The sequence below is a fragment of the Methylobacterium brachiatum genome (assembly GCF_900113845.1).
GTDB lineage: Bacteria > Pseudomonadota > Alphaproteobacteria > Rhizobiales > Beijerinckiaceae > Methylobacterium > Methylobacterium brachiatum.
In genome coordinates, this window is the sequence record NZ_FOQW01000023.1 from 44,331 (window position 1) to 56,305 (window position 11,975).

At 71.0% G+C, this 11,975-nt stretch carries 13 protein-coding genes; 10 read left to right on the forward strand and 3 right to left on the reverse strand.

What is annotated here, in order from left to right:
- The first annotated feature begins 184 nt into the window (after nt 1-184).
- From BMZ47_RS24375 to BMZ47_RS24390, 5 genes are all read left to right on the forward strand, one after another.
- A complete protein-coding gene (locus BMZ47_RS24375; protein ID WP_091864610.1) occupies nt 185-1,732 on the forward strand; it encodes a DEAD/DEAH box helicase in 1,548 nt (515 codons plus the stop codon).
- 164 nt (nt 1,733-1,896) lie between these two features.
- Nucleotides 1,897-2,082 carry a YegP family protein gene (locus BMZ47_RS24380; RefSeq protein WP_007566003.1) on the forward strand — a complete coding sequence of 62 codons (186 nt, stop codon included), beginning with the start codon at nt 1,897-1,899 and terminating at the stop codon, nt 2,080-2,082.
- Nucleotides 2,083-2,311: 229 nt separating this feature from the next.
- Nucleotides 2,312-2,581 carry a hypothetical protein gene (locus tag BMZ47_RS24385; RefSeq protein ID WP_091864612.1) on the forward strand — a complete coding sequence of 90 codons (270 nt, stop codon included), beginning with the start codon at nt 2,312-2,314 and terminating at the stop codon, nt 2,579-2,581.
- Between the two features lie 149 nt (nt 2,582-2,730).
- Nucleotides 2,731-2,868: a hypothetical protein gene (locus tag BMZ47_RS28710; RefSeq protein ID WP_167369095.1), complete on the forward strand. Its 138-nt coding sequence runs from the start codon at nt 2,731-2,733 to the stop codon at nt 2,866-2,868.
- 28 nt (nt 2,869-2,896) lie between these two features.
- Nucleotides 2,897-3,349: an acyl-CoA thioesterase gene (locus tag BMZ47_RS24390; protein WP_208601107.1), complete on the forward strand. Its 453-nt coding sequence runs from the start codon at nt 2,897-2,899 to the stop codon at nt 3,347-3,349.
- A 6-nt stretch (nt 3,350-3,355) separates the two neighbouring features.
- Here the strand turns inward: BMZ47_RS24390 and BMZ47_RS24395 are convergent, their stop codons facing one another.
- Nucleotides 3,356-3,889, reverse strand: a complete 534-nt coding sequence (locus BMZ47_RS24395) for a superoxide dismutase family protein (protein ID WP_007566007.1) — start codon at nt 3,887-3,889, stop codon at nt 3,356-3,358.
- Between the two features lie 109 nt (nt 3,890-3,998).
- Here BMZ47_RS24395 and BMZ47_RS24400 point away from each other — a divergent pair, with 109 nt between their 5' ends.
- The 5 genes from BMZ47_RS24400 to BMZ47_RS24420 all read left to right on the forward strand — a co-directional run bounded on the left by BMZ47_RS24400 (nt 3,999) and on the right by BMZ47_RS24420 (nt 9,306).
- Complete coding sequence (locus BMZ47_RS24400; protein ID WP_244536926.1) at nt 3,999-4,781, forward strand: TlyA family RNA methyltransferase; 783 nt, start codon at nt 3,999-4,001, stop codon at nt 4,779-4,781.
- A complete protein-coding gene (locus tag BMZ47_RS24405) occupies nt 4,778-6,016 on the forward strand; it encodes a class I SAM-dependent RNA methyltransferase (protein ID WP_091864614.1) in 1,239 nt (412 codons plus the stop codon). The genes BMZ47_RS24400 and BMZ47_RS24405 overlap by 4 nt, the downstream gene beginning before the upstream one ends.
- 66 nt (nt 6,017-6,082) lie before the next feature.
- Nucleotides 6,083-6,355, forward strand: a complete 273-nt coding sequence (locus BMZ47_RS24410) for a hypothetical protein (RefSeq protein ID WP_091864616.1) — start codon at nt 6,083-6,085, stop codon at nt 6,353-6,355.
- 164 nt (nt 6,356-6,519) lie between these two features.
- On the forward strand, nt 6,520-7,524 hold the full coding sequence (locus tag BMZ47_RS24415; RefSeq protein ID WP_007566012.1) for a magnesium transporter CorA family protein: 1,005 nt from the start codon (nt 6,520-6,522) through the stop codon (nt 7,522-7,524).
- Nucleotides 7,525-7,620: 96 nt separating this feature from the next.
- The gene (locus BMZ47_RS24420) at nt 7,621-9,306 is read left to right on the forward strand and encodes a methyl-accepting chemotaxis protein (protein WP_091864618.1); all 1,686 of its coding nucleotides are present in this window, start codon (nt 7,621-7,623) and stop codon (nt 9,304-9,306) included.
- A gap of 15 nt (nt 9,307-9,321) precedes the next feature.
- Here BMZ47_RS24420 and BMZ47_RS24425 read toward each other — a convergent pair whose 3' ends face one another.
- Both BMZ47_RS24425 and BMZ47_RS24430 read right to left on the reverse strand, forming a co-directional pair.
- Nucleotides 9,322-11,010 (reverse strand): B12-binding domain-containing radical SAM protein, encoded by a 1,689-nt coding sequence (locus tag BMZ47_RS24425; protein WP_091864620.1) that lies wholly within the window; start codon nt 11,008-11,010, stop codon nt 9,322-9,324.
- A gap of 133 nt (nt 11,011-11,143) precedes the next feature.
- A complete protein-coding gene (locus BMZ47_RS24430) occupies nt 11,144-11,950 on the reverse strand; it encodes an SDR family NAD(P)-dependent oxidoreductase (RefSeq protein WP_091864623.1) in 807 nt (268 codons plus the stop codon).
- Nucleotides 11,951-11,975: the final 25 nt, after the last annotated feature.

The window sequence follows — 11,975 nt, forward strand, 5'->3', positions numbered from 1 at the left end:
CTTGAGGGGGCTGCGTGACGGATCGGGCGCCTTCCGGCGTGATCCGGCCCCCCTCTTCATAACGTGCATGCACCCGGGCCGCCCCATCACGCGGGCTGCCCCCTGCCAACGGACCGACCTGAATTCCGCGCTGCTCGCAAACGACGCGAAGCGCCCGGCCGGCCCTGCTGCATCGGATATCTCTTTGACCCAATTCACCGATTTCGGCCTTGCCCAGCCCGTGCTCCGGGCGCTCGGCGAGGCTGGTTACGTCACGCCGACCCCGATCCAGGCCCAGGCGATCCCGCCGGCCATGGAAGGCCGCGACCTCTGCGGCATCGCCCAGACCGGCACCGGCAAGACCGCGGCCTTCGCGCTGCCGATCCTGCACCGCCTCTCGCTCTCCGACCGCCGGGCCCCGCGCCGCGGCTGCCGGGTGCTGGTGCTGTCGCCGACCCGCGAGCTCGCCAACCAGATCGCCGAGTCCTTCGCGGATTACGGTCGGCACCTGTCCTACACCACCACGGTGGTGTTCGGCGGCGTCACGATCAGCCGTCAGGAGCGGGCCCTGGCCCCCGGCGTCGACATCCTGGTCGCCACCCCGGGCCGGCTCATCGACCTGATCGAGCGCCGCTCGCTGACCCTCGAAGGCGTCGAGATCCTCGTCCTCGACGAGGCCGACCAGATGCTGGATCTCGGCTTCATCCACGCCCTCAAGCGCATCGTGAAGATGCTGCCGGACCAGCGCCAGAGCCTGTTCTTCTCGGCGACCATGCCGAAGAACATCGCCGGCCTCGCCAGCCAGTACCTGAAGGATCCCGTGCAGGTCGCCGTGACCCCGGTGGCCACCACGGCCGAGCGCGTCGAGCAGAAGGTCATCTTCGCCCATACCGGCGCGAAGCAGGCGCTGCTCGCCCATATCCTGCGGGATCCGGCCATCGACCGCGTCCTGGTCTTCACTCGCACCAAGCACGGGGCGGACCGGGTCGTGCGCGGCCTCGACAAGGTTGGGATCGCCGGCGCCGCGATCCACGGCAACAAGAGCCAGCCGCAGCGCGAGCGGGCGCTCCAGGCCTTCCGCGACGGCGATTGCCGGGTGCTGGTGGCCACCGACATCGCCGCCCGCGGCATCGATGTCGACGGCGTCAGCCACGTGGTCAATTTCGACCTGCCGAACGTGCCGGAGAGCTACGTCCACCGCATCGGCCGCACCGCGCGCGCCGGGGCGACCGGTCTGGCGATCTCGTTCTGCAACGACGAGGAGCGGGCCTACCTGCGCGACATCGAGCGGCTGACCCGCCAGAGCGTGCCGGTGGCGGGCTTCCCCGAGGGCTTCACGCCCCCGTCGCGTCAGGAAGCGGCTGACATCGCCCGCGAGGAGGAGCGCCGGCCCGAGCGCCAGCAGCAGCGTCCCGCCGGTGGCCGTCCCGGCCAGCGCTCCCGCCCGCAGCAGGGCCGTCCCCAGCAGGGACGCCCGGAAGGCGGCCGCGGCTTCGGCGGCGGCCAGGGCCAGGGTGCCCCGCGCCAGGGCCGTCCGCAGGACGGTCGCGGTGACGGTCGCGGCCCCGCCCCCCAGGGCCGCGAGGCCCGGTCGGACCGGCCCGCCCGTCCGCAGGGCGAGCGTCCGGCCCAGCAGCAGGCGCGCCCGGCCCGCGACAGCCGCCCCCAGCGGGCTGATGCCCGCCCGCGCAGCGCCGGCGGCGCCGGCGAGGGCCGCAACATCGGCTGGCTGGAGCGGTCGCCCCGGTCCTGAGGACAGCAGGGCGCTGCCCTGCCCCCGCAAAAGGTCCCGGACCTTTTGAAACCAGGGTTTTTCTGAGAACCTAAAAAAGCCGCCCCGGGAGGAGACTTCCGGGGCGGCTTCTTTTTTGGACGCGGCATCCCATCTCACCGGACGGTCAGACAGGAGCCTGTCCCATGCGGTTCGAACTCTATCGGGATGCCAAGGGCGAGTGGCGCTGGCGCCTGCGGGCGCAAAACGGCGAGGTGATCGCGGATTCCGGGGAGGGCTACCTCCGTCGCGAGGATTGCGAGCACGGCATCGCCCTCGTCCGCCAGAGCGCGGAGGCGCGCCTCGTCGATATGACCACCCAGATCGCCTGAGCACCCGCGCGGTTGAGGATCTAAGCTCTTGATGCAGCGCGACGAAGTCCGGTGGGCCGCCAGGCCGGCCGGTGGCCGCTGCCGAAAATAAACCCTTTCGCCTATCCGTAGCGGTTACGCTGCAACGCTTGCCATCGCCCGTGCGTTGCAGCGTTTCGGACCGCCGGGAGGTTGCTCGTGCCTCGCGGTCCGTCGTCCAAGACGTGATCACGCGAAGGGAGTCGAGACCGTGCTGAGGAAATTCCTGCTCGCGGCCCTGCTGGTGCTGGGCTTCGCGGCTGCTGCGCCCCATGGCGCGTCGGCCGCGCCGGTCGGCCCGGGCATCGCCCTGCCGGCCGATGCCGCGCCGGCCGTGGCCCAGAAGGCCCAGTACTACTACCGCCGTCGGTTCTATGGCCCGCGGCCGTTCTACCGCCGCCCCTACTACCGCCGCCGGTTCTACTACGGCCCGCGGCCGTTCTACCGCCGTCCGTATTACCGCCGTCGGTTCTTCTACTAAGCTCATCCCGATCCTGACCGGCCCGGCGGCTCACACGAGGCGCCGGGCTTTTTCATGCCCTGATTCGGGATGCGCGGCCGGCCTCCATGCCGTATAATGCAGGAAAGACCGGCGCCTGCGGCGGACCGGCCCGCCCGGGAGGAGTTTCGATGAACGATATCGCGCAGCGCGCCGAGTCCACGGCCGCGACGCCGGACCTCTGGCAATCGATCCCGCTCGAATGCATCCTGGGCGCAGTCACCGTCTTTCTGGCGGCGGGACTGAAGCTCGCCGGCCTCCTTCCCTGACGGCGCGCGAGACAGGCGGATGGACGGCATGCAGCACGTCGGACGCGCGAATGGCGAGGGCGAGCGGGCGCTGGCGCCCGAGGCGGACCTGCCGCAGGGGGATCTGACGGTCCGGACTATCGCGATGCCGGCCGACACGAACGCCAACGGCGACATCTTCGGCGGCTGGGTGCTGACGCAGATGGACCAGGCCGGCGGCATCGCGGGGGTCGACCGGGCCCAGGGCCGGGTCGTCACCGTGGCCCTCGACGCGATGACCTTCATCCGGCCGGTCCGGGTCGGGGACGTCCTGTGCGTCTACACCCGGGTCTCGCATGTGGGCCGGACCTCGATGAAGATCGAGGTCGAGGCCTGGGCGCGGCGGTTCTGCACCCAGGTCCGCGAACGGGTGACGCAGGCCACCCTCACCTTCGTGGCGATCGACGAGGCCGGGCGCCCGCGCCCGATCCCGCCCCTGGTGCCCTCGCCCAACCCGGCCTGACCGGCCCTACTTGATCACCGCGCAGGCGACCCGGTCGCCGGCGCCGCCGATCGGCTGGCTGGTGTGGTCGTCCTCGTTGGCGTGGACGATCAGCGCCGAGCCGTCGCCGTCCTTGAGGCCGCCCTCGCCGGTGAGCGGCGTCTCGCTGGTCACCTCGGCATTCGCCGAGCCGTCCTGGTTCGCGTAGAGGTTCGGCAGGTCGCCCTCGTCCGGCCCGTCCGGGTTGAGCAGGCCGTGCTTGCTCTGGTCGTGATTCACATGGGCCTTGGAGTTCAGGAATTTCGGATCCGAGCAATCGCCCACCGCATGGAAATGCATGCCGTGCCAGCCGGGCGGCAACCCGCCGGGCTGGATCGCGACGCGCAGCACCAGGCTGTTGGCGCCGTCGCGGATCGCGATCGTGCCGATCGTGTCGCCCTTGGCGTTCTTCACCGGCGCCTGGAACGTCTCGGTGGGCTTGGCGGCTGCCGGCTCCTGGGCCAGGGCGCCGCTCGCCGCGAAGGGTCCCAGCAGCGCGAGCAGCGGCAGGATGCGTGTCATACGGTGGCTCTCCTCTCCAGCCCGGTCTAGGTAGGATACAGGCCGCCCCTTCGACAGGGCCGACCCCGAAACCTTTGCCGTATCCCTGCCCCGAGCCCGTAAAGCCTTGATGACCGGAGACCGGCCCATACCGGACGGCGGAGCGTCCGCGCACCGCGCGCCTGCGCCGAAGCGGGCCGACCTGTTCCTGGTCGAGCACGGCCATTTCGAGAGCCGGGCGCGGGCGCAGGCCGCGATCCGGGCCGGCCTGGTGCGGGTCGACGGCCGCCTTCTGGCGCGGGCTTCGGAAACGATCCTGCCGGGCGCGCGGATCGAGGCCGCGCCCGAGCACCCTTACGCCTCCCGGGGCGGGCTCAAGCTCGCGGCGGCGCTCGACGCGTTCGGGTTGGATCCGGCCGGTCGCGCCTGCCTCGATGTCGGCGCCTCGACCGGCGGCTTCACGGATGTCCTGCTCGCCCGGGGCGCGGCCCATGTCCACGCGGTCGATGTCGGCCGGGGCCAGCTGCATCCGCGTCTGGCCGCGGATCCCCGTGTCACCAGCCTGGAGGGCACCGACATCCGCGCCATCGACCCGGCGCGGCTCGTGCCGCGGCCCGCGATGGCGAGCGTCGACGTGAGCTTCATCGGCCTGCGCCTGGTGCTTCCGGCCCTGCCGGCCCTGCTCGCGCCCGGCGCCGGGATCGTCGCGCTGATCAAGCCGCAATTCGAGGCCGGGCGCGCGCGCGTCGGGCGCGGCGGCCTCGTGCGCGACCCGGCCGTCCACGCGGAGGTCTGCGCGACCATCCGCGGCGTGCTGGAAGGGCTCGGCGCCACGATCCTCGGCCTGATCGACTCGCCCGTGCCGGGTGGCGACGGCAATTCCGAATTTTTGATCGGCGCAAACCTGCCATGAGCGAAACGGTCACGATCCGGGAGCTCGGCGCCCGCGGCGACGGCATCGCGGAGGACGGGATCCTCGTCCCCTACGCGCTGCCCGGGGAGCGGGCGACGATCCGCCGGGAGGGCAAGCGGGCGGAGCTGCTCGGCATCGAGCAGCCCTCCCCCGACCGGGTCGAGCCGTTCTGCCCCTATTACATGCGCTGCGGCGGCTGCCGGACGCAGCATCTCGCGACGGCCGCGGAACTGTCCTGGAAGCGCGGCCTCGTCGCCCAGGCCCTGTCGCAGGCCCGTCTCGAGGTCGAGCCGGAACCCACCGTCGATGCGCACGGGTCCGGGCGCCGCCGCATCACCCTGCATGTCCGGGAGATCGACGGACAGGGCGAGGCCGGCCTCATGGCGGCGCGCAGCCACGCGCTGGTGCCGATTGACCATTGCCCGATCACCGTGCCGGCGCTGCATCCGGCGCCCGCCGTGGCGCGGCGCCTCGCGGCCCCGCTGGGCCATGGCCGCAAGCCCCTCGACGTGGCCGTGACCGCCACCGACCAGGGCCTCGACATCGACCTGCGGGGCCACGGGCCGGTGAGCGGCGGCGTCGCCTCCGCGCTGGTACGGATCGCGGGCGAACTCGGCCTCGCCCGGCTGTCGTTGCACGGCGAGCGCCTGATGGAGGCCGAGCCGGTCTCGGTGACCTCCGGCGACAGCCGCCTCTATCCGGCCCCCGGCGGCTTCCTGCAGGCGACCGCCGCCGGGCAGGCGACGCTGACGGACCTGACCGTCGCGGCCCTGGGACGCCGTCCGCGACGGGTCGCCGACCTGTTCTCCGGCTGCGGCCCCCTCGCCCTCGCGATGGCGCGCCACGCCGCCGTCCACGCGGTCGAGGCGGATGCGGCAGCCCTGGCCGGCCTCGACCGGTCGGCCCGGGCGGCCACCGGCCTGCGCCAGATCACCACCGAGCGCCGGGACCTGTTCCGCCGGCCGCTGCTGCCCACGGAGCTCGACGGGTTCGACGCGGTGGTGTTCGATCCGCCCCGGGCCGGCGCGGAGGCCCAGGCCCGCCAGCTCGCTGCCGCGCGCGTCCCGGTGGTGATCGGCGTCGCCTGCGATACCGGCACCTTCGCCCGGGACGCGGCGACGCTCACGGCCGGCGGCTACCGGCTCGAATCGGTGACGCCGGTCGACCAGTTCCGGCACTCGGACCATGTCGAGATGATCGGCGTGTTCCGGCGCGAGGCCGCGCGCCGGCGCTGACGCCTGCAACCTGGAGGCTTGCAACTTTTCGGAGAATCTGACCCTCTTTCACGGACTGGAGGTGTCATGTCTGCAGCCTCGATCCGTACGCTCCTCTGCGCCGCGCTGAGCGTCGCCCTGCCCACGGCGCTATCGGCGCAGCCGCGCGCGCCCGATCAGACCGGCACCGGCGGCGGGCCGACCTCGACGATCACGGCGCCGAACACCAACAGCCTCGGGGTGACCAAGCCCCCGGGCACGTCGCTGGGACCGGGCGAGGTCCCGTCGCGGCGGGAGCAGCGCCGTGAGCGCGCCCTGACCGACAAGATCGAGGACAGCGTCTGCGAAGGTTGCAACTGAGCGTGGAACCGCGCGGCGCCCCGCCGCCGAGGCGGGCCGCGATGTCACGGAAGCGTCAGAAAACAACGCCACACCCGCGGCACAGCTTGCGCTTGGAGCCGCCGTGCCGGATGCGGACCGGACCTTGCGCCGACTTGTGACCGTTTCGCACCCGAGACCGCTTCGTGATTTTCATCCACCAGCCCGCAACCGGCGCCGGATCCTCGCTGCTTGAGCGCCGAATCGTCGACCTTCAGGACACGATCCCCGAGGACACCGTCTGGCTCGACCTGATCCGCCCGAGCCGTGAGGAGGAACTCAAGGTCGAGGCCTTCGCGGGCATCGAGGTGCCGACGCGCGAGGAGATGAAGGACATCGAGCCGTCGGAGCTGCTCTATGTCGAGGAGGGCGCCCGCTACATGACCGGGCGCGTGCTCTCGAAGGTCAGCGACGCCGAGGAGCCGGGGCTGGCCGGCATCACCTTCATCCTGCGCGGCAGCCGGCTCGTGACCGTGCGCTACGAGGAGCCCCAGGCCTTCCGGATGTACACCCAGCGGGCCGGCCGCACGACGGGCAACGGCAGCGCCTCCGCCGTCTCCGGCGAGACCATCCTGGCCGGGCTGATCGAGGCGGTGATCGACCGGGCGGCGGACGTGCTGCAGCTCCAGGGCGAGCGTATCGACCGCCTGTCGGGCAAGATCTTCGAAGTGCAGGCCGACCCCTCCGCCCGCAACACCGCCCTGCAGGACACGTTGCGGGCGCTCGGGCGCCACGGTGATCTGATCTCGAAGCAGCGCGAGAGCCTGGTCTCGATGGAGCGGATCCTGTTGTCGCTGTCGGCGACCTATCGGACCAACAAGGCACCCCGCGACCTGCGGGAGGATGTACGCTCGACCCTGCGCGATCTTCAGTCGCTGGAGGAGCACGCCACGTTCCTCTCCACGAAAATTCAATTCCTGCTCGACGCGACACTCGGCTTGGTCAACCTGGAACAGAACAACATCATCAAGCTGTTCTCGGTCATGGCCGTGGTCTTCATGCCGCCGACGCTGATCGCCTCGATCTACGGCATGAATTTTAAGTCCATGCCGGAACTAGAACTCCCGTATGGTTACCCGATGGCGGTAGTCATGATGTTCGTGGCGGCGATCCTGCCCTACGTTTTCTTCCGTTGGAAGAAGTGGCTCTAGTCGTCAATATTTATAGTCGCGCAGCAGAACGTTAAGACCTCTCGTAGAGATGCTGGAGCCTGGAAGCGCGGCCTGTCCGCGACGACGGAAGCTCCGATGCGATTCTCCCTGAAGACGATCCTCTCCGGGGCCATCGGCCTGCTCGCCCTCGCGGCCGCGGGCCAGGGTGTCGTCAGCGTCATGCGGCTGACCGAGATCGAGCGGGACGCCAAGACCGTCTCGCAGGTCTGGCTGCCCGCCCAGAACCAGGCCGAGGCGATCGGCATGGCGGTGCGCGACGTGCGGCTGAAGCTCTACAAGCTGGTGGCGGGCTCGCCGGATTTCGCGACCCTCGATAAGAACCAGACGGCGCTGACCGACGGCCTCGGGGCGCTCTCCGAGCTGCGCCAGGCCTATCAGGACCGCCTGTCGACCCCGCGGCAGCGGGACACCTACGAGCGCTTCACCGGCGCCTGGAACGCCTACCAGAACATCCAGCTCCAGGTGGTCGAGCTGATGATCGCCGGCGACACGAGCGGCGCCCTCAAGCTGGTCCTGGATCCGGAGACCGGCGCCCAGAACGAGGCGGCGGTCGCCAGCCTCACCGAGGCGATCGATCTGGCCCGGTCGCAGACCGACGCGAATGTCCTGGCCACCGCCGACAACGCGACCTCCGCCAAGCTCACCGCCCTGGTCGCCACCGCGGTGGCGCTGGCGGTCGCGGCCGCCGCGATGCTGTTCGCCCTGTTCGGCATCGCCCGCCCGATCCAGCGGATGACCGGCGCCATGGGCCGCCTGGCCGAGGGCGACGCGACCGTGGCGATCCCCGGCACCGGCCGCCGGGACGAGATCGGCGCCATGGCGGCGGCCGTGCAGGTGTTCAAGGACAACCTGATCCACACCCGCGCGCTGGAAGAGGAGACGGCGCTCGCCCGGGCCGGGGCCGAGGCGCAGCGGCGGCGCGCCGTCCAGGAGATGGCCGACGGTTTCGAGGCCGCGATCGGCGGCGTGCTGGCGGCGGTGACGGAGGCGGCCCTCGACCTTCGGGCCAATGCCGAGGCGATGACCAGCACGGCGACCCGCACGGCCGAGCGCTCGGCCGCGGTGGCGAGCGCCGCGCAGGAGGCGGCCGCCCATGTCGGCACGGTGGCGGTGGCGGCCGAGGAACTCGGCGCCTCGGTCCAGGAGATCGGCCGGCAGGTCGACGGTTCTGCCGACCTCGCCCGGGGCGCGGTGGATCAGGCCGGCCGGACCGCGGGCCTGGTCCAGGAGCTGAGCGAGGCCGCGGGCCGGATCGGCGACGTGGTCCGTCTGATCTCCGACATTGCCGGGCAGACCAACCTGCTGGCGCTGAACGCGACGATCGAGGCCGCCCGCGCCGGCGAGGCGGGCCGGGGCTTCGCCGTGGTGGCCTCCGAGGTGAAGGCGCTCGCCGCGCAGACCGCCAAGGCGACCGACGAGATCACCGGACAGGTCGGCCGGATCCAGGGCGCGACCGGCCAGACCGTGGGCGCCATCGACGGCATCACCGGCCGGATCCGCGAGATCGACGGGGTGGCGACCTCGATCGCGGCCGCCGTGGAGCAGCAGGGCGCGGCGACCCAGGAGATCGCCCGCAACATCGCCGACGCGGCCGCCGGGACCGGTTCGATCACCGGCACGATCGACGCGGTGGCCCGGGCCGCCGAGGAGACCGGCTCGGCCGCCACCAGGATGCTCGCCTCGGCCGAGAGCCTCTCGGCCCAGTCCGAGGCCCTGCGCCGGGAGATCGGCGACTTCCTGCAGACGGTGCGCGCGGCCTGAGCCCGGTGCGGCCGGTCAGGCCACCGCGGCGAGGTGCTTGACCTCGGCGCGGGCGACCACCTTGCCGACCGGCACGGCCTTGCCGCCGCTGTCTTTCTCGGGGGCCAGGATCGGGGGCGACACCCAGCGGCCGGCCTCGAGCTCGGCGATTCGGCCGTTGATCTCGCGGATCACGTAGCGCGAGAACGGGTAGACGTGCAGGTAGATCACCATGTTGGTGACCACCGCCTCCAGGGCCGCCGGGTTGTGGCGGGCGGTCTGGAGGAACGCGCCCCAGAAATGCTTGGCCAGCTCCGGCCGCCGCACGGTCATCCGCCAGCAGATCCGGAGCAGCGACCCCAGATCACGGGCGACGTGGCGCCAGTTGACTTTGTGCGCGGCGAATTTCGGGCGCTTCACCCGGCGTCCGATCTCGCGGATGCGGGCGAAGAAGTTCGGCGGATCGTAGATCTCGGCCAGCACGTCCCGGTAATCGGCCAGCACGTCCTGCTGCGGGCGCAGGGTCACGAAGTTGAGCCCTTGCGTGCAATGGTCGCCCTGCTCGGCGGTGGTGTAGGCGAAGTTCTCGAACAGGCGGCCCTCCTTGCGCAGGCGGCGCGAGAGCTGCGTGTTCGGCATCGCGTAGAGCAGGCCGACCATCGCGATCGGGATGCCGGTCTGGCTGATGCACAGGGACATCGCCTTGGCTATGCTGTCCTTCTCGGTGTCGAAGCCGACGATGAAGCCGGCCGTGACGAACATGCCGTGCTCGTAGAGCTTGTGCACGCTGTCGGCGATCGAGCGCTTGGTGTTCTGCTTCTTCTGGGTCTGGATCAGCGTCGCCTCGTCGGGCGTCTCGATCCCGGTGAACAGGGCGAAGAAATTCGCGTCCCGCATCATCCCGAGCAGCTCGTCGTCGTCCGCGAGGTTCAGCGAGGCCTCGGTGGAGAACTTGAACGGGTAGCCGTGCGCCTCCTGCCATTTGATCAGGTGCGGCAGGAATAGCTTGATCGCCTTCTTGTTTCCGATCAGGTTGTCGTCGACGAAGTCGACATGGCCGCGGTAGCCGAGGCCGTAGAGCCGGTCGAGCTCGGCCAGCATCTGCGGAGTGGTCTTGGTCCGCGGCGCGCGACCGTAGAGTTCGATGATGTCGCAGAACTCGCAGGTGAACGGGCAGCCGCGCGAGAACTGGACGCCGATATACAGGTAGTGGCTGAAGGTCAGGAGCTCGAAGCGCGGGATCGGGCTGGTGGTGACGTCCGCCTTGAACTTCTCCGCCGTGAACCGGCCGCGGCGGGCGCCGGATTCCCAGGCCTCCACGAAGGTGGCGAGGATGCCCTCGGCCTCGCCCAGCACGAGGAAGTCGGCCTTGTCGTAGATCTCCGGGGTCGAGGTCGGGGCCGGGCCGCCGACGCAGACCGGGACGCCGAGCGCCGCGCATCGGTCGATCACGACCAGGCAATCCGGCTCCTGGGGCAGCATGCCGCCGGTCATCACCAGGTCGGCCGCCAGGATCTGCGCGTCGGTGAGGTCCTCGCAATTGCGGTTGACCAGGGTCACCTGCCAGGCCGGCGGCAGCATCGCGGCGAGCGTGATCAGGCCCAGCGGCGGCGCGGGTGCGCGAGCGCCCTGCAGCTCCATGGCTTCCTTGAAGTTCCACATCGAGTTTTCGTAGAACTTGGGGAATACCATCAGCACGCGCGGGGCCATATTCGCATCCGACATGCTTGTTTTCCTCGTCGCCCATAAGTGAGCCGGCTCAAACACCGTAGAGCCGAGCACACGATTACGGTCCAACCTGCGGGGCAATTAAGGCCGTTTTTCGCTCCCGAGACGCGCAGAATCAGTTCGCGCGAGTTCAGGGCCCGACGCGGAAGCGCTCCGGCTGGGTGCCGTCGGCATCGGTGAAGCCGTAGATCCGGGCCAGATCGCCCGCATGCAGCACCGCGCCGGCCCGGGCGGCGACCTTTGGATCGGCGGCCAGCGCGGCGAGCGCCCGGCCGGCGTAGAGCGGACCCTCGGTGGCCTGCGCGTCCTGCCCGAGATCGCGCGCCCGCTCGGTGGCGACGAAGCCCGGCGAGAGGCCGAGCGCGGTCACGCCGTAGGGCGCGAGCTCACGCCCGAAGGCCAGCGCCAGCCGGTTGGTGGCGGCCTTGGCGGAATCGTAGAACAGGTCGCCGAGGTAATCCTCGGTCCCGAACGAGACCAGGGCGATCAGGCCGGACCGCGCCGCCACCATGGACGGCGCGACCGCACGGGCGAGCAGCAGCGCCGGCAGCGGCCCGGCCTGCAGGAAGCCGAGATACGGCTCGGCCGAGCGGCGCCAGAACGGCGTGCCCCAGCCGGCCCCATCCGGGTAGCGCTCGCCGTCATAGCCCTCGTTGCCGCCCCAGACGCTGCAGGCCGCGACGTCGATCCGCCCGAACCGGCGCAGCACCCAATGGACCAGCGAATCCGTGGCCCGCTCGGAGCGGTGATCGCAGAGGTAATGGTGGCCGCGCCCCCCGGCCGCGTCGACCAGGCGGGCGGTGTCCTCGATCGATTCCGGCCGCATCTCGGTGCGCGGGCCGGTCTCGCTGGAGCGGGCGGTGACGATCACGGTCGCCCCGGCCTCGCCCAGCGCCCGGGCCAGGCCCCTACCGACGCCCCGGGAGGCGCCGGCCACCAGGCAGATTTTTTGAGACAGATCG